The organism is Rhodanobacter sp. C01 (assembly GCF_002001045.1).
Classification (GTDB): domain Bacteria; phylum Pseudomonadota; class Gammaproteobacteria; order Xanthomonadales; family Rhodanobacteraceae; genus Rhodanobacter.
The window spans coordinates 192,799-215,184 of the sequence record NZ_MUNR01000004.1 but is presented as its reverse complement, the minus strand read 5'-3'; the positions used below and the strand labels follow the sequence as shown (position 1 = coordinate 215,184).

Here is a 22,386-nt window from a genome sequence, read left to right as displayed (position 1 = left end):
GGACGGGCTGGGTGCTGGTCGGCGATGCCTTCGCCTTCCTCGACCCGGTGTTCTCCTCCGGCGTGTACCTGGCGATGAGCGGGGCGGAGCAGGCGGTTGACGTGGTCGATCGGGCCTTGCGCGAGCCGAAGCGCGAGATGGCGCTGTTGCGCAAGCTGGAGAAACGCCAGCGCGCCGGCATGGCGCGCTTTTCATTCTTCATCTACCGCTTCAACGGGCCGGTGATGCAGCAGATGTTCCGCCAGCCGCGCAACACCTGGCAGCTGGAGCAGGGCGTGATCTCGATGCTGGCTGGCGACTTGTTCGACACGCCGAAGGTGCTGTGGCGGCTGCAGGTGTTCAAGCTGGTCTATGCAATCTGCGGCCTGCGCGACTGGCGGCGCTGGCGTGCCGAGCGCCGGTACCGGCTGGCGCAGGCACGCCTGCAGTTCACCGGAGGCACCACACCGCTGGACAAGGTCTGACACTGCACCCTCCCCTGCTCAAGCAGGGGAGGGTTGTGACCGAAGGAAATTCCCTTTTTGGAGGGTGGGCGCTCTGGATTTTAGCGCAAGCCCGGGCTATCCCTCCCAGCCTTTCCTGCATGCAGAGGGAGGAGTTCGGCGGCGCTCGCGTTACCATGCACGATCAGACCCGAATCCAAGCCCATGGCCAAGCTCTACTTCTATTACTCGGCAATGAATGCCGGCAAGACCACCACGCTGCTGCAGAGTGCGTACAACTATCACGAGCGTGGCATGCGCACGCTGATCCTCACGCCGGCGCTGGACAATCGCTACGGCGAAGGTGTGGTCGCCTCGCGCATCGGCCTGAAGGCAAATGCGCGCCGTTTCGGCGGCGACGAGAACCTGTTCGCGCTGGTGGAGGCCGATATCGCTGCACGCAGCGCCTTGCATTGTGTCTTCGTCGACGAGGCGCAGTTCCTGACCAAGTCGCAGGTGTGGCAGATCAGCGATGTGGTCGACAAGCTCAATATCCCGGTGCTGGCGTTTGGCCTGCGGACTGATTTTCGTGGCGAGCTGTTCGAGGGCAGTCGCTATCTGCTGGCCTGGGCGGATAATCTGGAGGAGATCAAGACGATCTGCCATACCGGTCGCAAGGCCACTATGGTGGTTCGGGTTGACGAACAGGGACGTGCCGTGACCGAGGGACCCCAGGTCGAGATCGGTGGCAACGACCGTTATGTCTCGGTGAGCCGCGCCGAGTTCAAGAAGATCAGCGAGGGCAGCGGCCGTATCGAACTGCAGCAGACGGTGCTCCCGCTGGGCGAGAGCCACTGAGCGGCGTCCATAACAAGGAATCCCATGAACACTCCGATCATCATTCCCGCCTGGCAGCGTCCGCACTGGCAGCCCAGCGCCGAGGAAATCTTCCTGCAGTTCTATGTGTTCGGAAAATTCGATGCGATCCGCGTGCCGTCCGAGCCATACGGAAGTCTTGGTTTGCCGGCGGGCGTCGAGTCCAACAACCACTACCACAGTGCATTGCGCCAATGGGAAGGTTACCCGCTGAAAGGCGCGATGGGCCGCATGTTCAAGGAGGATGCGCCGGTGGCCTACCAGCGCGCTTTCGATGCACCCGAAGTGCTGATCGTGCGCGGCCGCTTCAAGGACAGTGCGGACACGGGTTATCTGCGCGACACCCTGGGTGTGCTGGCCGGCCTGCTCGACATGGGCGGCGTGGCGATTCTCGATCCGCAGATCCTCAGCCTGCTCGATGCGGATGCTTGGCGCAGACAGTACCTGGTCCATGAGGGCGCGCCGGTCCGCAACCATCTGCTGATCCTGCGCGACAACGATGCCAGGCCGGATCATTCATGGATCCACACGCGCGGCATGCGCAAGTTCGGTCGACCCGACATCAGTATCCGCAACGTGCCCGATCGCGTGCTCGATCGTGCCGGCATGCTGTGCGAGCGGCTGGTCGAACTGGAAGCGCTCGGCGCGCACTTCAGCGAGGGCCAGTCGCTGGCCATCGAAGGCATCCCGGGCGGCGTCACGTTGCATCTCGGCGGTGGGCTGGAGCACCCTGACTTCAACAACACCTATGTGGAATTTCGCTGGCCCGATTGAGCGGCGATCCCTGTAGGAGCGACTTCAGTCGCGATCGCTCTTTCCGCATGAAACGAAAGCATCGCGACTGAAGTCGCTCCTGCACCGCTCTTGTTTGACCGATCGGTGCTGGCAGTGCGGACACCAGAAGGTCGAGCGTTGCCCCAGCACCACCTGTCTGATCGGCGTGCCGCAGACGCGGCATGGTTCGCCGGCACGGCCATAGACATTCAGTTCGCGGAAGAAGTAACCGGGCGCACCGTCGGGATTGAGGAAGTCGCGCAAGGTGGTGCCGCCGCGTTCGATCGCCCAGCCCAGAATGCGCTTCACCTCGGCAGCGAGTCGCGCATAGCGCGCACGCGAGATGGAGCCGGCAGCGCGGCGCGGATCGATGCCGGCGGCGAACAGCGCTTCGCTGGCATAGATGTTGCCCACGCCGACGACGATGGCGTTGTCCATCAGAAATACTTTTACGGCTGCGCTGCGGCTGCGCGACGTGCGCCACAGCAGGTCGCCGTCGAAGGCATCGGTCAGCGGTTCCGGGCCCAGGCTGGCGAGCAGTTCATGCGTCTCGCCGGGCGCCTGCCAAAGCAGGCAGCCGAAGCGGCGCGGGTCGGTGAAGCGCAGGATGCGCGCTGCCTGTGATGCGCTGCGTTCCAGCGCGATGTCGACATGATCGTGCTTGCCGATCGGGGCATCCGGCGGCAACACGCGCAGTACACCGGACATGCCCAGGTGCAGCAGCGCGCTGCCGGCTTCGGTCTGCAGCAGAAGGTATTTCGCGCGCCGTTCCACGGCATCGATGCGCTGCCCGGGCAGCAGCGTGCTGATCTCGGCCGGGATCGGCCAGCGCAGGTCGGGTCGACGCAGGATCACGCCGGTGACGCGCCGACCGATCAGATACGGTGCGATGCCGCGGCGGGTGGTTTCTACTTCGGGCAGTTCGGGCAAGGGAGGTTCCGCGGCTCAGTGGCTCAGTGCAGCTCGGTGATCTGGAGCGCCGGCGATCGCGGCATGTAGCGCGTCGATACCAGTGCAACCCGCTGGCCGACACGCACGTAATGCTGTGGCCCGGTCACCGAGGATTCGCCGAACTCCAGCGCATGTCCATCCAGTTCGAGTACTGCCTGCGGGGATGTCAGGCCGATCTTCGCGGGATCGAAGTCGCTGGCCGGGCGCCAGCTGAGCACGTGCGCCGCGGCTGTGCCGGCCAGTTCATTCAGCCGACCGTCGATGGCCCGCGCCGGCGTGCCATCGATGCGCCACCAGTGTCCGTCGCGCTTTTCATAATGCATGGGCGACGAGCCGCGCAGGGTCAGCGTGATGTGGTTGATGCCAGCTGGATCAAGCGCGAGCAGGGTGCCGGGAGCGGTCTGCGCGTCGCGCCGCAGCTGCCAGCCGGCCAGCGCCAGCAGCGCGACCACAACAAGCAGCAGAAACAGGCGCTGGCGCGTGGCACGCTTCATGGCTCAGTGACGGCGCCGACGCCACACGATCAGACCACCGATGAGCAGCAACAGCAGCGGCAGCACGAGCAGGAAGCCGAAGCTGATCGCGTTCAGTCCGGCCTGCGAGATCTCGATCAGCCGATCCGGTGCACCGCGTGGCGGCAGGTCGACCAGCTTGTCGTCGCCCAGCAGCCAGTCGAACACACGCTCGCCCAATGCACGGTTGCCGCCGTTGCCGAGGAAGGTGTTGGACAGGAAATCGCCGTCGCCGATCACCACCACGCGCTGCTCGCTCTTGTCCGGACTCGGTGACAGCCGGCTCAGCGCGAAGCCGAAATCGAGCGGCCCCTTCAGTTCGCCGGCAGCCGCGTCGAAACGGATATCCGAGGGCTTGTCGTTATCGATCGGGTGGAACTCGGTCCAGCTCTGTGCGCTGGAACGCAGGAATGGTTTGGCCGCCCACCCCGCCTGGGTCACCTGGGCCAGTGCGGACACCTGCGGGAACAGCGTGGTCAGCGTGAAGCCGCGTGTGATCGCCTGCGGCGGATAATCCCCCAGCGCGATCAGGCGCGGGTCATGCAGGCCAAGTGCTGCACCGGAGCCGTCGACCAGCACGCCCGGCAGCACGCGCAGGCCGAGTGCCGTGGCCAGTGGATCGAGGCCGAGATCGTCATTGGTCGGTTCGGTCAGCCACAACAGATTGCCGCCACCCTGCACGTAACGAACCAGCACCTGGACCTCACCCGATGGCAGCGCCAGTGCCGGGCTGGCCAGCACCACCAGGTCGGTGTGCTGCGGCACGTCGGTGGCCTGGGTGAAATTCAGCGGCACCGCGCGCATGCCGCGGCCTTCAAGCTGGTTGATGAAAGTGCCGAGGTCGGCATTGCCCGGACCATCGGGGCGGCGTTCACCATCGCCGGTGACGAACGCGAGGATGCGGTCGCTGCCGCGGATCAGCCGTTCCAGTGCATTGGTGAGGCTGCGTTCGGACAATTCATCCAGTCGCTGCTCGCGATCCTTGTAATGCAGGATCAACGCGCCATCGACAGTGATGCCCAGCTCGCGCATCTTCGCCGGGTCCTGCTGCGGATCGACGAAACGCAGGCTGAGATCCGGCTTCACCGTCTGATAGCGTTGCAGGAAGCCGGCCACGGTCTGGCGCAAGTTGCCCTGCGGATTCGCGTAGCTGACGATATCCACCGGTCCGTGCAACTGGGCCAGCACGGCACGGCTCTCCGCCGACAGGCTGGTGCGGCCGTTGGCAGTCCAGTCGGCCTCGTGTACATAGCGCGTGCTGAGGTAGCCGATGGCGGCTGCTGCCAGCAGCAGCAGCAGCGCGAACAACCAGTCATCCAGACGTCTGAACAGTGTGCCCATCAGCCACGCTCCCTGTCGGCGGCCAGCCGGCGCGAAGCCAGCGCCAGTGCCAGCACGATCAGCAGCACGAACCACACGATGTCGGTGGTCGATACCAGTCCGCGCAGCAGTGGCTGCAGGTGGCTGCTCATGGCCAGCCAGTTGATCACGCCACCGTTGATGCCGGCCATTTGCGCGCCGAGGTTCACGCTCCACAGCGCCAGCGCGATGACCAGTGCCGCTGCGGCGGCGAGGGCCGGGTGCGAGGCGAATGTGGAGCAGGCGACGCCGGCTGCCCCAAGCGCCGCCAGCATCAGCGCGAGACCGAGCGTGGCGGCGCCCAGCTTGCCCCAGTCGAAATGGGTGGTATGCAGCAGCGCCAGCGGCATCGCCAGCGTCAGCAGCAGCCACAACAGCAGCCAGCCCAGCACGGCAAGATACTTGCCCAGAACGATGTGCCACGCGGGCACGCCGGCGGCGAACAGCAGCGGCAGCGTGCCGTTGCGACGTTCGCCGGAAATCACCGACATGGTGATCAACGGCACCACCAGAAACGCCAGCTGGGCGAGTTGACCCAACAAGGGAACGCCGACCAGATCGATGAAGCCCGGACCATCCGGTTGCGCGGCGCGCTGGATTTGCGAGGAAAGGAAGCTGCCAAGCATCAGCGTGAAATTCCATGCCAGCCAGGCCACGGTCAGCGCAGCCAGCACCCAGGCGAGGGGGCGCACCAGCAGTCGCCGCCATTCCAGTCGTGTCACGGCGGCCGTGTTCGTCAGGGCATGACTCATGCGGCGTGCGCCGGTTGCGTATGGCTGTTCATCGCGATCTCGAAGAAGCTGCGTTCCAGTGCCGCGTGATCGCCGCTGTGCACCGGGCCATCGTGGCGTAGCGTGCCGTCGTGCAGGATCGCCACGCGATCACACACCGCAGTGACTTCGGTCAGCAGGTGGGTGGACAGGATGACTGCGGTGCCCGCAGCGGCCTGTTCGCGGATCAGGCTGCGAAGCGCGGCGACCTGCACCGGATCGAGCGCATTGGCCGGTTCATCAAGGACCAGCAGAGCTGGCTTGTGCAGCAGTGCACAGGCCAGCCCGAGGCGCTGACGCTGACCTTGCGACAGCACACCGGCGAGGCGTCGGGCCAGTGGCTGCAGTTCCAGGCGCTCGATGATGGCGGCACGGGCCTGTTTCAGCACCGCACCGCGCAAGCCGCGCAGGTGACCATGCGCGTCGAGATGCTCGCTCACCGTCAGTTCCGGCCACAGCGGGGCACGTTCAGGCAGCCAGCCGATCAGCTCGCGCGCCAGTTCCGGCTGCTCCAGGAAATCCATGCCGTTCAGCTGGATGCTGCCGCTGTCCGGCCGCAGCGCGCCGGCGATCATCGACAGGGTGGTCGACTTGCCGGCACCGTTGACGCCCAGCAACCCAAGCACCTGTCCGCGTGGCAAGGTCAGGCTCAGGTTCTGCACGGCTGGCCGGCCGGCGCGGCGCCGGCTGAGCTGGTCCAGGCGCAGCATGGGGGTCGCGGATACGTCGGTTGGCAAGGTCATTGCCTGATTGTCACGGTGCCCCCACTGTTTAGACAACTGGCGATTGCCAGTCGCGTGAACTAACGACGTATTAGCTTCTCCCCCTTGACGGGCTGATACTATTGTGGGCTAGGCCATGCTGGCGGGTATGGAAGACCCTCGACTAGACTGAATCCATCCCTTACCCGGTGCTTTCCATGCTCGATGCAGTGCTCAATTTCCTGAACAACGGCCTCGCCAGCGCAAGCTGGGTCCAGATGCTCGTCTACGTTCTGATCATGACCCAGCTCACCATCTTTACCGTGACGCTGTATCTGCATCGCAGCCAGACCCATCGTGGCGTGGACTTCCACCCGGTGCTGGCGCACTTCTTCCGCTTCTGGGGCTGGCTGACCACCGGCATGGTCACCCGTGAGTGGGTGGCGGTGCACCGCAAGCACCACGCCAAGGTCGAGACCGAGGAAGATCCGCACAGCCCGATGATCTACGGCATCAAGAAGGTGTTCTGGGATGGCGTCTCGCTGTACCGCGACGCCTGCGAGTCGAAGCAGGACATGGAGCAGTACGGTCGCGGCACTCCGGATGACTGGGTCGAGCACAAGGTCTATGGCGCGCACCCGTATTGGGGTCCGGCGCTGATGCTGGTGATCAATCTGGCCCTGTTCGGCGTGATCGGCGCCGCGATCTGGGCGCTGCAGATGGTGTGGATCCCGTTCTGGGCGGCTGGTTTCGTCAACGGCATCGGCCACTGGGCCGGCTACCGCAACTTCGAGAGCGCAGACACCGCGCGCAACCTGATCCCGTGGGGTTTCTGGATCGGCGGTGAAGAGCTGCACAACAATCACCATGCCTTCCCCAGCTCGGCCAAGTTCGCGCTGCGCAAGTGGGAATTCGACATCGGCTGGGCGGCCATCTGCATGTTCCGTGCGGTCGGCCTCGCCAAGGTGCTGCGCGTGGCACCGTCGCTCGATGTGCGCCCGAACGTGCGCCTGCCGGACGCCGAGACGCTGAAAGCCGTGCTGACCCACCGCTTCCAGGCGATGACCGACTTTTACCGCGGCGTGATCGTGCCGACCCTGAGCGACGAAGCGCAGCACGCCGGTGAAAGCCTGAAGTCGATGCCGCGCCGTATCCGGCTGGCCATGGCCGACGGTGGTCGCTGGCTGGACAGCGAAGGTCGTGAGCGCATGCAGGCCGTGCTGGCCAAGCGTCCGACCCTGACCATCGTGTTCGAATTCCGCAACCGCCTCGCGGCGCTGATGGAGCAGCGTGGTGCCGAGCAGACGCTGAAGGGTCTGCAGCAGTGGATCCACGAAGCCGAGGAAAGCGGCATCCGTGCGCTGCAGGAATTCGCGCAGCGGCTCAAGGGCTATGCGGTCGCAACAGCCTGATCGCGTAATCGCCAAAGCACCTGGAACAAGCCCGCCACATGGCGGGCTTTTCTTTTGTGCGGAGCTACGGCGTGCGAGAGTTGTGATGCAGGTGTCGAGTATTTCTCAGGGAGCGGGTATGGCTTTGCGGGTGGTCTTGATCGGCGCAACGGGCGTGTTCGGTTCGCGTATCGCGCAGCGGCTGGCGGGTGATCCGCGCTTTGTATTGATTCTGGCGGGCCGACAACGGTCGGTACTGGAAGCTTTGCGCGACGAACTGGGCGACATTTCAGCGCAGGTCGCAACGCTTGATGTCACAGACGTCGGGCTGTCCACAGCGTTGGTGCGGTTGGCACCGCAGCTGGTGATCCATACCGCTGGCCCGTTCCAGAGCCAGGACTATCGAGTCGCCGAGGCCTGCCTGGCCTGTGGCAGTGACTACATCGACCTCGCCGATGGTCGCGATTTTGTCAGCGGCATCGGACGCCTGGACGAACGTGCCCGCGAAGCCGGTCGACTGCTGGTGAGCGGTGCGTCGAGCGTGCCGGCGCTGAGCAGTGCGGTGGTCGACGCGTTGCTGCCGCGCTTCGGTGCCTTGCAGTCGATCGAGCATGCGATCAATCCCGGCAATCGCACGCCGCGTGGCGATGCCACGGTGGCCTCGATCCTCGGCTATTGCGGGCGACCGATCCGGGTCTGGCGCGAGGGTCGCTGGCAGCACGTCTACGGCTGGATGTCCGGCAAGCGGCAGCTGTTTCCGTTCGGGCATCGGCACGTCGGTGCCTGCGAGGTGCCGGATCTGGAGCTGTTCCCGACACGTTACCCGCAGGTGCGCACGGTGTTGTTCCGCGCCGGACTGGAGTTGCCGCTGCTGCAATGGGGTACCTGGTGCGCGGCGTGGCTGGTGCGGCTGGGCTTGGTCCGCAATCTCGCCGTGTACGCGCCACGCCTGCGCCGCCTCAGTGAGTGCTTCATTCGCTTCGGCTCGGATGTCGGTGGCATGGTGGTGGAGCTTGTCGGTCACGGTATCGATGGTGCGCCGTTGCGATTGCGCTGGTGGCTTGATGCGGCCGCAGGCGATGGCCCGCAGGTACCGGTGACGCCTGCCGTGGTGCTGGCGCAGCGGCTGGCCGATGGTCTGGTCACGGCGAAGGGCGCGCAGCCATGCATGGGCCTGCTTACACTGGATCAGCTGGTAGATGGCTTCGCCGGCTATGCGCTGCGCACCGGGCTGGAGGTACTGGATTGAGTGGAGTCAGTCCAGAAACCGTACGGCAAGCGCGGCATCAGGCAAACGGCATTGCTCGCGTCGTCCGAACAAGCGGTAGCGATGCCGCGCAATCCAGCGATAGGCCGGGTCGCGCAGGAACCGTGGCACGGCGCGCAACAAGCCGCTGACGAACGTCCAGCCACCGCCTAGTTGACGCAGCACGCGCGAGATCGCATCCGTATCGGTATAGCCATGGCCGCCCTGCACCAGCAGGAAGGACGACGGGTCATCCGGCGAAAGGCCATGCGTCCGCAGCAAGCTGCTGCCGTGATTGCCCTGCATCGCCGCGAGTCGGAAGCAGCCATCACGGTCATGCCGCAGGATGAAGTCGACCCAGCGACTGCACAGCAGGCAGACGCCGTCGAACACGATGACCGGTCCGTCTTCAGTCGTCATCGACGATCTCCAGCCAGCCGCGGTAGGCGACCAGGCGGCCGAGCAACGGCAACCGGGTGTCGATGTGGAAGGCGTAGCGCCCATCCTGTGCACCACTGCGCGACAGCACATTGCCGAACAGCGCGCGTGGCAGTGGCAAACCGAACATGCGCGCACTGCGCAGTTGCCAGTCGATGGTCCTGTCATCGCGGAGCAACTCGAAACGCAGCGTGATCGGACCCAGTTGTTCGCTCAGCAGCATTGAGTTGGTCACGCAATCGAGTACCGAGCGCATTTGCTTGCCGGCGAAACGGCGCGTCCAGATCTCGCGTGTGCCGTGGCGCTCGATGGTGACTTCCAGTGGTTGTTGCAGGCCGGGTTCCGGCAGTCCCAGCAGGCGCCGCAACCAGCGAATGGGCACGTTCATGGCGCCTTCCACGTCGGCGGCGCCGCGTGCCAGTACGTGCAGCGTGTCGCCATGCATCTGCTTCACGGGCGTGGCCAGCAGGTGCCAGCGTTCACCGAGCAGGGCGGGGAACAAGGCCGGATCCGGGGTCATCGGGAAATGATGCGGGATGCGCTGTACTGACGGCAAGCGGGCAAAAGAAAACCCGCCACGAGGGCGGGTTTCTTCGAGGCGCTGGACCCCTGCCTTCGCAGGGGTGACCAACACCAACGGTAACCCACGCGCCAAGCGCGTGGACTGTTGGTCACTTGATCTTGCCTTCCTTGTAGATCACGTGCTTGCGCACGACCGGATCGTACTTCTTGAACTCGAACTTTTCCGGCGTGTTCTTCTTGTTCTTCTGCGTGGTGTAGAAGTGGCCGGTGCCGGCCGAGGAGATCAGGCGGATCTTGTCTTGGGTCTTGTTAGCCATGATTTAAATCCTCAGACCTTGTCGCCGCGGGCGCGCATCTCGGCAATCACGGCTTCGATGCCATTCTTGTCGATCGTGCGCAGGGCGTTGTTGGACACACGCAGCTTGATCCAGCGGTTTTCGCTGGCCACCCAGAAACGACGCTCATGCAGGTTCGGCAACCAGCGGCGACGGGTACGGTTGTTGGCGTGCGAGACGTTGTTGCCGCTCTGCACACCCTTACCGGTGACTTGACATACACGGGCCATGACGACCTCCGTTGAATGACTTCAGAAGCCGTGGCTTTGAAAGTCGGTTTAGCACCCGTTAGCCAGGGTGACATCGGCCCAGCGGCGCTGTGCGCCACGCGATGCTGGAGAGTGTTGCCACGCATGATCGTGAGGTCCGTACCGCGTGGCGGACTACCCGAAACTCCGGGTCGATCGAGGCGAGCCGCGTATTCTCGCAGAAAAACAAGGCTGTGCGCAATCTTTCCAGGGGCGCTGGATTCCACCCGGCGTGCGCCGCGGGGGGATGTATGGAACAATTGTCCTCTTTTGACCGATCAAACCCGAGGGATTCCCGATGGCAGAAGTAGGCACCAATGACCTGGCCAACGGCCACGACGACCAGCCGCAGCTGGTGTTGCAGAAGATCTATGTCAAGGATGTCTCCTTCGAGGCACCGAGTGCGCCGCAGATCTTTCAGGAAATCAACGAGCAGGAGCAGCCGCAGGTGCAGCTGAACCTGGCCCAGAAGGCAACCGACCTGGGCAACAACCTGTACGAAGTGGTGCTCAGCCTCACCCTGACCTGCACGGTCGGCCAGCGCACCGCGTACCTGGCCGAAGTGGAGCAGGCCGGCCTGTTCGGCGTCTCCGGCTTCAACGCGATGGATCATGCCGGGATCATCGGCAGCTACTGCCCGAACCTGCTGTTCCCGTATGCGCGCCAGGTGATTTCCTCGTTGGTGATCGAAGGCGGTTTCCCGCCGTTCCTGTTGCAGCCGATCAATTTCGACGCGCTGTTCGCCGAACAGCAGCGTCGCTCGATGGGTGGTGATCAACCCCCGGTCATGCTCAACAGCTGAGCGATCCGACATGGCTGAACGTCCGACTCTGGCCGTCCTCGGTGCCGGTTCCTGGGGCACCGCGCTGGCGGCCTTGGCGGCGCGCAACGGGGTGCCGACCCGGTTGTGGGGGCGCGACCGGCAGGCGCTGGCGGCCATGGCGGCCAGCCATTGCAACCAGCGTTACCTGCCGGACGTCGAACTGCCGCCCGAGCTGAACTACGAAAGCGATCTGGCTACCGCCGTGCGCGGTGCCGGCATCGTGCTGATCGTGGTGCCCAGCCATGCGTTCGCCTCGATGCTGGCCGAGCTGGCGCCGTTGCTTGACGCGGGTACGGCGATTGCGTGGGCGACCAAGGGCTTCGAGCCGGGTACCGGTCGTTTCCTGCATGAACTGGTCGCTGCGCAGCTGCCTGGTCGGGCGGCTGCGGTGATCACCGGGCCATCGTTCGCGCGCGAAGTGGCCGCTGGCCTCCCCAGCGCGGTCACGGTGCACTCCGAAGACAATGCCTTTGCGCATCAACTGGCCAGCCTGCTGCATGCGCCGAACCTTCGCGCGTACTCCGGCAGCGATATGCTCGGTGCCGAACTCGGCGGTGCGATGAAGAACGTGCTGGCGGTCGCCACCGGCATCGCCGACGGCATGCAGTTGGGCCTGAACGCTCGTGCCGGCTTGATCACCCGCGGCATGAACGAGATGCTGCGTCTCGGCGTGGCGCTCGGCGCACGGCCGGAGACCCTGATCGGCCTGTCCGGCCTCGGCGACCTGGTGCTGACCTGCACCGGCGATCTGTCGCGCAACCGCCGACTCGGCCTTGCGCTGGGGCAGGGTATTGCGATCGACGAAGCAGTACGCCGGATCGGCCAGGTGGTGGAGAGCATCCTCACTGCCGATGAAGTGGCGAGGCTGGCCGACAAGCACGGGCTGGACCTGCCGATCAGCGCCGGCGTGCGCGCCGTGCTGCACGGCGAAGTCACTCCGGTCGACGGGCTCAAGGCGCTGATGGCACGCGAGCAGAAACCGGAATACCCGCGCGGCCTGTTCGGTACTGCCTGACTCTCCCGTGAGCGGCGGCACAGGCTGGCAACATTGCCTGCCAGATGACGCCGCACGGAGCTCCGGCACTGCTAAGCTCAATGTTTTGGTTGTCGCCACGGATCGCATGCGCATGCAGCAACCGGACGAGAAGCAGCACGCCGATACATCGCCAGCCGGTGACGACGAAGCCTTGCCGCAGGCATGGCGACGGCTGTTGGCCATGCCGAAACCGGTCGCGGTCGAGGATCGCGGCGTACTCGGTTTCTTTCTGGATGTGGTGCCGGAGGAAGGGGCCGCGTTTGCCCGGCTGGATGTGGCGCCGGTCTTGCTGAGCACGGCCGAACACGGCCGCTACACGCGACCGGTGCCGATGGACAGCCGCCACCTGGCGCAGTCGACCTTGCCGCCGCATGAGCAACGGCTCGCCGCCACCATGCTCGGTTTGCCGCAGAACGTGCGCAAGAGTCGCAGCTATGCGCGCCTAGGCGGCCATGTGGGCGACACCTTGCTGGCCGAGATCCTTGATACCGCGCCGTGCTTTCTCGGCGGTCTCGCCGGATTGCGCCTGTCGCGCGGCAAGTCGCATCAACTCAACTGGCATTGGCAGATGGAGTCGGACGGCAGCCAGCGCCTGTTGCCGCTGCTGCCGCACAGCCAGCGCCTGCTGCGCATCGATGCCCTGTGGTATCTCGATGCCGAGCGCGCCACGCTGGGTCTGTTCGACGCCGCGGCCGAGGAAACCCACTGGCTGGAACTGCCACCGCTCAAGCACGAGCACGGTCGCCGCCTGCGCAATCGCCTGCCGGGTAGCCGGCTGGCGACGCGGGTGCCGTTGCCGCAGGTGTTCGGCGAGTTGCGTCGCTCACAGCTGGCGCCGAAGCCGGTGCTGATCCTGCATGCGCTGACCCGGCACGCGCGCCTTGCGGCCGGCACGCCACCGCTGGGCTATGCGCGGCTGGCGTTCGACTACGCTGGCGAGCGCCTGCCTGGCCGAGGCGGTGAGCCATTGGTCCGCCGCGTGCGCAACGGCCAACTGGTCGAGATCACCCGCCGTCGCGCCGAAGAGCTGTCCGCGATGGAGCAGTTAGAACGCGCTGGCCTTACGCCAGGCGTGGATACCGAAGGTCTGCCCTGGGACGTGGCCGACGGCCTGCCCGACGACGCATGGCTGTTCCCCGGCACCGGTTACGCCGGTGCGCTGGAGGTCAACACGCCGGCGCGTTGGCTGGCGTTGCGGCCTAAACTCGAAGCGGAGAATTTCCAGGTCGAATACGCGCCCAGTTTTCCGTTCGAGGTGCTGGAAGGTCCGGTGCGCTGGTATGGCCATGCCGTGGAAGATGCCGACGACCACGCGTTCGATCTGGAGATCGGCATCGAGCTCGACGGTCAGCGGCACAACCTGCTGCCGGCCGTGGCGCAGGCGCTGGCCGAGCATCAGCTGAACTTGAGTCCCGCGCCGAACGAGCCGGAAGATGCCGTCTGGTACGCACCGGTCGATGCGCGCCGCCGCGTGCCGGTACGGTTGAAGGAATTGCGCGGTCTGCTGGCGCCGCTGGCCGAATATCTGGAAAAGCCGCGCAAGCAGCTGCATCTGCCGCGTGTGCAGGCCGGGCGACTGGAGGAGCTGGTCGAGGCAATGCCCGGCAGCGGTACGCTGGAAGCATCGGAATCGCTGCGTGGTTTTGCCGCACGCCTGCGCGATGCCGCCGAGCGCGCCAGCGATGTGGTGCCGGACGGGCTCACCGTGGAGTTGCGCCCGTACCAGCGCGAGGGTCTGCGCTGGTTGAACGCGCTGGCCGAAGCCGGCGTGGGTGGTGTGCTGGCCGACGACATGGGTCTGGGCAAGACCCTGCAGCTGATTACCCATCTGCTGTCGTTGAAGCAGGGCGGCGCCTTGAGCCAGCCGGCCCTGATCGTGGTGCCGACCAGCCTGATTCCGAACTGGCAATCGGAGATCGCCCGCTTCGCGCCGGGCCTGCATGTGCTGACCCTGCACGGGCCGCAACGCGCCGAGGAATTCATCCAGCTCGGCGCGCAGGACATCGTGTTGACCAGCTATGCGCTGCTGCCGCGCGATGTGGTCGCCTTGAGAAAACAACCCTTCGCACTGATCGTGCTGGACGAGGCACAGCAGGTGAAGAATCCGCGCACGCAGGCACGCCGCGCACTGCTCAGCCTGCGCACCTCGCGCTATGTCTGCCTCACCGGCACGCCGCTGGAAAATCATCTCGGCGAGCTGTGGTCGCAGATCGACCTGGCCGTGCCCGGCCTGCTCGGCGACGAAGGCGCCTTTCGCCGCTTCTACCGCGTGCCGATCGAGAAGCAGCACGACGAAGAGTGCCAGCAGCGGCTGAACCTGCGGCTGGCTCCGTTCATCCTGCGCCGCACCAAGGCCCAGGTCGCAAAGGAACTGCCGCCGAAGACCGAGATCACCCGCCGTGTGGTGATGGAAGGCCGTCAGCGCGACCTCTACGAAGGCCTGCGCCTGTCGCTGGCGGAAGAACTGCGCGAGGTGATCGCCCAGCGCGGTATCGCGCACTCGGGCATCGTGGTGCTGGACGCATTGTTGAAATTGCGGCAGGTCTGCTGCGATCCGCGCCTGGTGAAGCTGGAAGTCGCGCGAGGCGTGCACGAATCGGCCAAGTTCGAACTGCTGATGGACATGCTGCCGGCGCTGCTCGACGAAGGCCGCAAGGTGCTGCTGTTCTCGCAGTTCACCGGCATGCTCAAGCTGATCGCGGCCGAGCTCGATCGCCGGCGCATCCGCTACGTTACCCTCACCGGCGATACCCGCGATCGTGCCGAGCCGGTACAGCGTTTCCAGAATGGCGAGGTGTCGCTGTTCCTGCTGTCGCTGAAGGCCGGCGGCGTGGGCCTCAACCTCACCGCCGCCGACACCGTGATCCATTACGACCCGTGGTGGAACCCGGCCGCCGAGGCGCAGGCCAGCGATCGCGCGCACCGCATCGGTCAGGACAAGCCGGTGTTTGTGTTCCGCCTGATCACCTCCGGGACGGTGGAGGAGCGCATCGAGGAGCTGAAGGTGCGCAAGGCCGAGCTGGCGGCCGCGGTACTCGAAGGTGGCGGCAGTCGCGAGAAGCTCAGCTTCGACCAGGGCGATCTGGACGCGCTGCTGGCACCGGCATGATCCGGATATATACGGCGCGTTGTCGGTGCCGAAAGATACTTGCCAAAGCAGCTTTCGACCCGTAAAACTCCGACGATAGTGTTTGACGGGGGCGACAATCACGATGGTCTGCATGGAAGCGGTGACCCGCCATTACCGGGTGGGTGGGCAAACGATTGCCGCACTGGATGGAGTCAGTTTCGAAGTGCCGCAGGGCCAGTTCATGGCCATCGTTGGCCCGTCCGGCTCGGGCAAATCCACCCTGCTCAACATGCTTGGCTGCCTCGATCGCCCCGACAGCGGGCGCTACCTGCTCGATGGCGTCGATGTCTCCACCTTCGACGACGAGCGCGCCAGCGATTTCCGCAACCGGCGCATTGGTTTCGTGTTCCAGTCATTCCATCTGCTGCCGCGACTGAGCGTGTTCGAGAACACGCTGCTGCCGCGGCGCTTCCTGCGCGGTCCGGATGACGGGCTAGAGCAGCGCGCCCACAACTTGCTGCAACGCATGGGACTGCAGAAGCATCTGGCGCACCGTCCCGGCCAGCTCTCCGGTGGCCAGATGCAGCGTGTGGCGATTGCCCGTGCGCTGTTGATGAAGCCCGCCCTGCTGCTGGCCGACGAGCCCACCGGCAATCTCGATTCGCGCAGTGCCGCCGACGTGCTGGCGCTGATCGCGGAAGTGCATGCCGGCGGGCAGACCGTGGTGCTGGTTACCCACGATGCCGAAGTCGCCGCACGTGCGCAGCGGCAGATCAGCCTACGCGACGGGAGGATCGAACATGATTCGGCGGCTTGAGGCGCTCGCGCTGCTGCTGGCAATCGTTCCGTGGCCGGCGCTGGCCACGGTATTCAGCGGCGAAGTGCAGGTGGCCGATGCGCAGGACATCTTCACACCGCCGTCGATGAGTTCGCCGGTGGTGCTGCGCTACTACGTCGCCGATGGGGCGCGGGTGAGCAAGGGTGACGATCTGCTGCGCATCGACGCCGGGCCGGCCGAGACCCAGCTGAGTACGCTGCAGGCGCAACTTGAACAGACAACCGCGAAGAACGCCAAGGAGATCGCGGATCTCGAACTCAAGCAGGCCGACGCCGAACTCGCGCTCGCTGATGCACAGGCCGAGCGTGATACCGCTGCGGTGGATGCATCGATCCCGAAATCGGTGATTTCCGCACTCAATTACGACCGCTACCAAGGCGAGATGCAACGCACCGAGCGTGCACTGGCACTGAAGAAACAGGAGGTGGCGCAGGCCATCGCCGCCGTCGCACGACGACGCCAGGACAGTGAGCTTGAATTGCGCAAGCAACGCCTGTCGCTGGCCTTCTATCAGGACCAGGTGGCTGGGGCGGTGGTGCATGCGGAGCGCGACGGTACGGTGATCCACGGCTTCGATACCGTGTTCGGCGCCGGTGGGCGTTACGAAGAGGGTTCTTCCAGTTATCCCGGCACCAACGTGGGCCAGTTGGTGGGAAGCGGTAGTGGATACACCGTGCACGGCTGGGTGCTGGAGCCCGATCGTGTCGGGCTGCGTGTGAACCAGCCGGTGCGGCTGCATTTCGATGCGCTGCCAGGCAGCGAACTGCAAGGCAGCATCGGTGCGATTGCAGGTACCTCTGCGAGCAAGAGTGACTGGGGCGATGGCCGCTATTTCGAGGTCGATATCGCGCTGCCGGCGAAGTCGACACTGGTGTTTCGACCAGGCATGAGTGTGCGGATCGACAGCGACCTGACTGATGTCGGTGATCGTGGCCGTCCGTCCGTCGCCGGGCACGACGAGCCGTTGCACGTGGATGGCGAGATCTATGCGCAACGCAGCCTGGCGATCTCGCCGCCGGCGGTGGACGGCCTGTGGCAGATGACCGTGACCCAGATGGCCGGCGATGGCGAGGTCGTGAAGAAGGGTGACATGCTGGTGGTGTTCGATGGCGGCGACGTGATCAAGAACCTCACCACCAAGCAAGGCCAGCTGGCCGAGAAACTGCGCACGCAGGAACAGCTCAGGCTGGATCTGGCCGACCGCGCACGCGAGGCCGAGCTGGCCACGGCGCAGGCGAAGGCCGACATGGAAAAGGCGCAGCGCAAGGCCAACCAGCCGAAGGAATACATCGCGCGGGTGGACTATCAGAAGCTGGTGATCGCGCGGACCAAGGCCGAGCAGCGGATGGCATTGACGGCACAGCGTGAACGCATGGCCGCCGAGGAGCGCGCCGCCGAACAGCGCATGGCCGATGCCGACGCCAGTCAGCTCGACGCCGAAGTGAAGAAATTGAAGGAATCGGTAGGCTCGCTCACTGTCACTGCGCCACGCGACGGCATCGTGTTGCACCAGGACAACTGGAGCGGTGGCAAGGTCGATGTCGGCTCGCAGATCTGGCGTGGCCAGTCGGTGGCGCAGATGCCGGATCTGTCCACCCTGGCCGTGCGTGCCGCGTTGCCGGAACGCGAACTCGGGCGGGTGAATCCGGGCCAGCGCGTGCGTGTGGTGATCGCTGGTGGCGGCGATCGCAGCATGAACGGACACATCGCCGAGGTGGGCGGCACCGTACACAGCAAATCGCGGGTCGAGGTCGTGCCGGTGGTGGACCTGGTCGTGCGGCTGGATCAGGATCCGGGCCAGCTCAAGCTCAAGCCCGGCCAGGCCGTGCAGGTGGAAATTCCCGTCGCAGCGGGAGCCTCCCGATGAACCGTCGCTGGTGGTGGCCCATGCTGTTGCCGCTGCTTGGCGGTTGCGGTCATGCAGGTGCGGATCGTACGGTGCTGGAACAAGCCCGGGCGTTGCCACTGGAGTTCAGCGTGCAGGCCGAGGGCGAGCTGCGTTCGACCAAACCGACGCCATTGCTGGTGCCGGGTTCGCAGTGGACGGCGCGTCAACTCAACTGGATGCTGCCGGATGGCAGCACGGTGGCCAAGGGCGAGCTCGTCGCGCGCTTCTCGGCCGAACAGAGCAAGCAGGATCTGGCGCAGGCGCGCATCGATCTGGAGCGCAACACGCTGGCGCGGGCTACCAAGCAGGCCGAACTGGATGACAAGAGCGGTCAGCTTGGGGTCGACCTCACCCAGGTCGCCGTGCAGCACGCGATTGCCGCGCGCTATGCCAACGCGCCGCTGGAGGCGATGGCGCGCAATGACATTCTCGATGCGGTGCAGGACGTGCACTACCTCGACGTGCGCCAGCGCATCCTGAAGTGGCGCGAGGATCAGTCGGCCTCGCGCGGCAACGCCGAGCTGGCCGTGCTGGATGCACAGCGCAGCAGCTTCGACACCGTGGCAAAGCAGAAGCAGGAGGATTTGGAGGCACTTGAACTGCGTGCCCCGCATGCCGGCGTGCTGATGCTGGAAAAGAACTGGTCGGACCAGCTGCCGCATGTGGGCAGCAGCCTGTATGCCGGCAACAGCTTCGCCAGCCTGCCCGATCTGGATGCGCTCGAGGTGCAGCTGGCGGTGCCGCAGATCGAGGCGCAAGGCATCCAGGTCGGCGACAAAGTCGAACTGCATCGCTGGGGCATGCCGACTCAGCACGTGACGGTCCGGCTGAGCTGGGTCGCCACCGCGGCGCAGCCGCGCAGCAGCGAGAACCCGGTGAAATATCTGGCGATGAAGGCGACCGTGCCGGCCGATGTCGCGCGGCGTTATGGCTGGGTGCCTGGCCAGCGTTTCGTCGGCAAGATCATCCTGTTGCATGTGGACAAGAGCTTCAGCGTGCCGAACATGGCGCTGAGCCATGACGGCAGCGCGTCCAGCGTGCAGGTACTTGCCGGGGACAAGGTGCAGGCGCGCCAGCTGAAGCTGGGCGTGCGCGGCGCGACCCGCACGCAGGTGCTGGAAGGACTGCACCAGGGTGACCGCGTGCTGCTTGATGCTGCCAATGCCAAGGAGGCGAAATGATTTCCGCACGCTGGCGCGAAGCAATCGAGGAGCTCTCGCGGCGCAAGCTGCGCACCCTGTTGACCTTGCTTGGCATGATCTTCGGTGTCGGCGCGATCGTCGCCATGCAGGGCGTCGGTGAGGGAAGCCGGCGCGAGGCGCTGAAGCTGGTCGACAGCCTCGGCCTGCACAATCTGATCGTCGAGGCGAAGAGCCAGGACGGCGATGCGCTGAAGGAAACCCGCGCGCGCAGCCTCGGGCTCACCGTCGCCGACGCACGCGCCGCGCTGGACGTGGTGCCATCGGCCGAGCATTACGCGGCCGAGAAACGGATCAAGCGCTGGGGCGTGTTCAGCGACAGTGGCCATGCCGATGCGGAAGTCAGCGGGATCAGTCCGGACTATTTCCAGCTGGCCTCGCTGCAGCTGGCCGAAGGCCGCGCGCCGAATGCGGACGATGATGCCAGTCTCGCTGCAGTCGCCGTGCTTGGTCATCAGGTCGCGCATGACCTGTTTCCCGATGGCAAGCCGCTGGGCCGCCTGCTCAAGGTCAACCAGGTCTGGTTGCGCGTGGTCGGTGTGCTGGCCGATCGCGATCTGGGCCAGGACAAGTTCGAGGGCGTCGCGCTCGGTGCCGACAGCAACCGCATCTTCGTGCCGCTGGCCAGTGCGCGGGCACGCTTCCGTTTCCAGCCCATGGAGGACGAGGTCGACCGCTTCCTGCTGCGGCTGCAGGACCCTGAAAATCTCTCCGTCGGTGCACGTGTGCTCACCGAGTTGCTCAGCCAGCGCCATGCAGGTGCCAGCGACTACCAGCTGATCGTGCCGCAGCAACTGTATCAGCAGAACCAGAAGACCCAGCGCATCTTCAGCGTGGTGATGGGCTCGATCGCCGGCGTCAGCCTGCTGGTCGGTGGCATCGGCATCATGAACATCATGCTGGCGAATGTGCTGGAACGGCGCCGCGAGATCGGCCTGCTGCGAGCGATCGGGGCGCGGCGGCAGGACATCGTGGCGCGCTTCCTGCGCGAGGCACTGGTGATCTGCGCCTCGGGCGCGTTGATCGGACTGCTGTTCGGCGCCCTGCTGGCCTACGCGATCGCCGCATTCGCCGGTTGGCAGGTGGCGTGGGCGCCGATCGGCGTGATCGCCTCGGTGCTGGCCTGCATGCTGATCGGCCTGGCCTTCAGCATCTATCCGGCACGGCAGGCGGCGGCGCTGGATCCGATCGCCGCGATCAGGGACGAGTGATCAGCAGTGCGCCCGCTCAATCGCGCGCGGCGATCTCGTCGATGTGGCGCAGCATGTCGGCCGGGTCGTCATAGACGCGGAACGCGCCGGACTGTTGCAGTTCGGCGTGGCCGTAACCACCGCTCAGCAAGCCTACGCCAAGCGCGCGTGCGCGCTGCGCGGCGAGCATGTCCCACACGCTGTCGCCGACTACCAGCGATTGATGGATGTCCACGCCGAGGCGCGCGGCGGCGGCGAGGAACAGGTCGGGGTCGGGTTTGGCGTGACGTACCTGGTCGCGCGTCACCACCGGTACCTTCGATGGATCGACACCAAGCGCTTCCAGGTTGTGGGCGGCGGTTTCCATGCGGCCGCTGGTGGCGATCGCCCATGGGATCTGTTGTTCGGTGAGATAGGCCAGCAGTTCGCGCGCACCGGGCAGCGGCCGCACCGAGCCTTGCGTGTGCTGTCGGTTGAACGCGTCGGCATGCCATTGGCGCAGGCGTTCGAGGCGATCTTCGGTGATTTCCAGCCCGGTCTCACGCAGCAGGATGTTGGCGAACAGGCCGCCGCTCATGCCGATCTTGCGGTGGATGCGCCACACCGACAGCTCGACGCCCTCCCGGTCCAGCGCCTCCTTCCACGCCAGCACGTGCTGGTAGACGCTGTCGACGAGGGTGCCGTCGAGATCGAACAGGAAGGCGGTGTCGTTGCGCGGCATGAGAGCTTCCGTCGGTGTGCGTTTCAGTGACGCGGCAGCAGCGAACGTCCCGATTCCATCACGCTCAGCGCGGCCGCGCCGAGCAGGCCCGGTTCGGGATTCATGATCGCCTGCGTCGGCACCTTCTCCATGATGTCGCGGAAGCGGCCCTTGGCCTCGAAGCGTTCGCGGAAGCGACCGCGCTCCAGCCACGGCAGCAGCACCGGGATCAGGCCGCCGGTGAGGTAGACGCCGTTCCAGGCGCCAAGCGTAAGCACCAGGTCGCCGGCAACGCTGCCGAAGATGCCGGCAAAGGTCTCCACGGTACGGGTGCACAACGGGCAGCCATCGTCCTTGGCGCGGGCGGTGATGTCCTCGGGCTTGAGGTCGTCGGGGCGGGCGCCGACGATGTGGCAGATCGCGTCGTAGAGATTCACCAGGCCCTGGCCGCAGATAAGCCGCTCGTTGGAGACGCGCCCGTACTTCTGGTTGAGATAGTCGAGGATTGCGATGTCCTCCGGCGAATGCGCGGCGAAACCGGCGTGGCCACCTTCGGTCTGCAGCACGCTGCAATGGCCGTCGCGCACCAACAGCCCGCCGACGCCGAGGCCGGTCCCCGGACCGACGATGGCGAAGGTCTGCTCGTCCTCGGCACCGATCACTGGACGCGACACCGTGCCCACGTCGACCAGATCGTCGCCTTGCAGCAGTGTCACGGCCATGCTCTGCGCGGCGAAATCGTTGACCAGGTGCACGTATTCCAGGCCCAGCGCGGCGGCGGTCTGGTGGGCCGAGATCGCCCATGGATTGTTGGTGACCTTGACCGTCTCGCCGTCGACGATGCGCCCGGCGGCGGCCACGATGGCACGGCTCACCTTCAGGCCGGTGTCGGCGAGGTATTGCTTCGCGGTGGAGACCAGCGAATCGTGCTCGGCCACGCGATAGCGCCGGATGCTTTCGGTCAGCAGGGGTTTGTCGCGTGATGGATCAGCCACCCCGAAACGGACATTGGTGCCGCCGAGATCGACGAGCAGGGTGGGGGCGGCGGGAACGTGCATCGGGACTCCAGGGGACGACGCGGAAAACAGCAAGCCTGC

21 protein-coding genes and 2 pseudogenes are annotated in these 22,386 nt (G+C 65.5%); 12 read left to right on the top strand and 11 right to left on the bottom strand.

What is annotated here, in order from left to right:
• The 3 genes and pseudogenes from B0E50_RS01385 to B0E50_RS01375 form a co-directional block, all read left to right on the top strand.
• Positions 1–464 (top strand): annotated as a pseudogene (locus B0E50_RS01385) (tryptophan 7-halogenase); the annotation flags it as partial.
• Positions 465–647: 183 nt separating this feature from the next.
• Complete coding sequence (locus B0E50_RS01380; RefSeq protein WP_077439282.1) at positions 648–1,280, top strand: thymidine kinase; 633 nt, start codon at positions 648–650, stop codon at positions 1,278–1,280.
• A 24-nt stretch (positions 1,281–1,304) separates the two neighbouring features.
• A complete protein-coding gene (locus B0E50_RS01375) occupies positions 1,305–2,072 on the top strand; it encodes a hypothetical protein (RefSeq protein WP_077439281.1) in 768 nt (255 codons plus the stop codon).
• Positions 2,073–2,180: 108 nt separating this feature from the next.
• On the opposite strand, the pseudogene mutM reads toward B0E50_RS01375, so the two are convergent.
• The 5 genes and pseudogenes from mutM to B0E50_RS01350 all read right to left on the bottom strand — a co-directional run.
• A pseudogene (gene mutM, locus B0E50_RS01370) lies at positions 2,181–3,002 on the bottom strand (bifunctional DNA-formamidopyrimidine glycosylase/DNA-(apurinic or apyrimidinic site) lyase); the annotation flags it as partial.
• Positions 3,003–3,025: 23 nt separating this feature from the next.
• Positions 3,026–3,517: a hypothetical protein gene (locus B0E50_RS01365; RefSeq protein ID WP_077439279.1), complete on the bottom strand. Its 492-nt coding sequence runs from the start codon at positions 3,515–3,517 to the stop codon at positions 3,026–3,028.
• A gap of 3 nt (positions 3,518–3,520) precedes the next feature.
• Positions 3,521–4,876 (bottom strand): GldG family protein, encoded by a 1,356-nt coding sequence (locus B0E50_RS01360; RefSeq protein WP_077439278.1) that lies wholly within the window; start codon positions 4,874–4,876, stop codon positions 3,521–3,523.
• Positions 4,876–5,646: an ABC transporter permease subunit gene (locus B0E50_RS01355; RefSeq protein ID WP_077439277.1), complete on the bottom strand. Its 771-nt coding sequence runs from the start codon at positions 5,644–5,646 to the stop codon at positions 4,876–4,878. Before B0E50_RS01355 ends, B0E50_RS01360 begins: the two co-directional genes overlap by 1 nt.
• On the bottom strand, positions 5,643–6,407 hold the full coding sequence (locus B0E50_RS01350; RefSeq protein ID WP_077439276.1) for an ABC transporter ATP-binding protein: 765 nt from the start codon (positions 6,405–6,407) through the stop codon (positions 5,643–5,645). The genes B0E50_RS01355 and B0E50_RS01350 overlap by 4 nt, the downstream gene beginning before the upstream one ends.
• 176 nt (positions 6,408–6,583) lie before the next feature.
• Between B0E50_RS01350 and B0E50_RS01345 the strand changes: the two genes are divergently transcribed.
• A complete protein-coding gene (locus tag B0E50_RS01345; protein WP_077439275.1) occupies positions 6,584–7,777 on the top strand; it encodes a fatty acid desaturase in 1,194 nt (397 codons plus the stop codon).
• 118 nt (positions 7,778–7,895) lie between these two features.
• The gene (locus B0E50_RS01340; RefSeq protein WP_077439274.1) at positions 7,896–9,005 is read left to right on the top strand and encodes a saccharopine dehydrogenase NADP-binding domain-containing protein; all 1,110 of its coding nucleotides are present in this window, start codon (positions 7,896–7,898) and stop codon (positions 9,003–9,005) included.
• Positions 9,006–9,011: 6 nt separating this feature from the next.
• On the opposite strand, the gene B0E50_RS01335 is transcribed toward B0E50_RS01340, so the two are convergent.
• The 4 genes from B0E50_RS01335 to rpmB all read right to left on the bottom strand — a co-directional run bounded on the left by B0E50_RS01335 (position 9,012) and on the right by rpmB (position 10,527).
• Positions 9,012–9,422 (bottom strand): thiol-disulfide oxidoreductase DCC family protein, encoded by a 411-nt coding sequence (locus tag B0E50_RS01335; RefSeq protein ID WP_077439273.1) that lies wholly within the window; start codon positions 9,420–9,422, stop codon positions 9,012–9,014.
• Positions 9,412–9,960, bottom strand: a complete 549-nt coding sequence (locus B0E50_RS01330) for a DUF4166 domain-containing protein (protein ID WP_077439272.1) — start codon at positions 9,958–9,960, stop codon at positions 9,412–9,414. Before B0E50_RS01330 ends, B0E50_RS01335 begins: the two co-directional genes overlap by 11 nt.
• 151 nt (positions 9,961–10,111) lie before the next feature.
• Entirely contained in the window at positions 10,112–10,279 is a 168-nt protein-coding gene (gene rpmG / locus B0E50_RS01325; RefSeq protein WP_017463578.1) for a 50S ribosomal protein L33, read from the bottom strand.
• Between the two features lie 11 nt (positions 10,280–10,290).
• Complete coding sequence (rpmB, locus tag B0E50_RS01320; RefSeq protein ID WP_072759006.1) at positions 10,291–10,527, bottom strand: 50S ribosomal protein L28; 237 nt, start codon at positions 10,525–10,527, stop codon at positions 10,291–10,293.
• Positions 10,528–10,843: 316 nt separating this feature from the next.
• Here rpmB and secB point away from each other — a divergent pair, with 316 nt between their 5' ends.
• From secB to B0E50_RS01285, 7 genes are all read left to right on the top strand, one after another.
• On the top strand, positions 10,844–11,347 hold the full coding sequence (secB, locus tag B0E50_RS01315; RefSeq protein WP_077439271.1) for a protein-export chaperone SecB: 504 nt from the start codon (positions 10,844–10,846) through the stop codon (positions 11,345–11,347).
• Between the two features lie 10 nt (positions 11,348–11,357).
• Positions 11,358–12,383: an NAD(P)H-dependent glycerol-3-phosphate dehydrogenase gene (locus tag B0E50_RS01310; protein WP_077439270.1), complete on the top strand. Its 1,026-nt coding sequence runs from the start codon at positions 11,358–11,360 to the stop codon at positions 12,381–12,383.
• 112 nt (positions 12,384–12,495) lie between these two features.
• The gene (locus B0E50_RS01305) at positions 12,496–15,513 is read left to right on the top strand and encodes a DEAD/DEAH box helicase (RefSeq protein WP_077439301.1); all 3,018 of its coding nucleotides are present in this window, start codon (positions 12,496–12,498) and stop codon (positions 15,511–15,513) included.
• Between the two features lie 112 nt (positions 15,514–15,625).
• Positions 15,626–16,291, top strand: coding sequence for an ABC transporter ATP-binding protein (locus tag B0E50_RS01300; protein ID WP_254427134.1), 666 nt, complete (start codon positions 15,626–15,628; stop codon positions 16,289–16,291).
• A complete protein-coding gene (locus tag B0E50_RS01295) occupies positions 16,275–18,179 on the top strand; it encodes an HlyD family efflux transporter periplasmic adaptor subunit (RefSeq protein ID WP_077439268.1) in 1,905 nt (634 codons plus the stop codon). The genes B0E50_RS01300 and B0E50_RS01295 overlap by 17 nt, the downstream gene beginning before the upstream one ends.
• Positions 18,176–19,381 (top strand): hypothetical protein, encoded by a 1,206-nt coding sequence (locus B0E50_RS01290; protein WP_077439267.1) that lies wholly within the window; start codon positions 18,176–18,178, stop codon positions 19,379–19,381. The genes B0E50_RS01295 and B0E50_RS01290 overlap by 4 nt, the downstream gene beginning before the upstream one ends.
• Positions 19,378–20,610: an ABC transporter permease gene (locus tag B0E50_RS01285; protein ID WP_077439266.1), complete on the top strand. Its 1,233-nt coding sequence runs from the start codon at positions 19,378–19,380 to the stop codon at positions 20,608–20,610. The genes B0E50_RS01290 and B0E50_RS01285 overlap by 4 nt, the downstream gene beginning before the upstream one ends.
• A gap of 16 nt (positions 20,611–20,626) precedes the next feature.
• On the opposite strand, the gene B0E50_RS01280 is transcribed toward B0E50_RS01285, so the two are convergent.
• Positions 20,627–21,310 (bottom strand): HAD family hydrolase, encoded by a 684-nt coding sequence (locus tag B0E50_RS01280; protein WP_077439265.1) that lies wholly within the window; start codon positions 21,308–21,310, stop codon positions 20,627–20,629.
• Between the two features lie 23 nt (positions 21,311–21,333).
• Positions 21,334–22,377, bottom strand: coding sequence for a glucokinase (glk, locus tag B0E50_RS01275; protein ID WP_256364081.1), 1,044 nt, complete (start codon positions 22,375–22,377; stop codon positions 21,334–21,336).
• Positions 22,378–22,386: the final 9 nt, after the last annotated feature.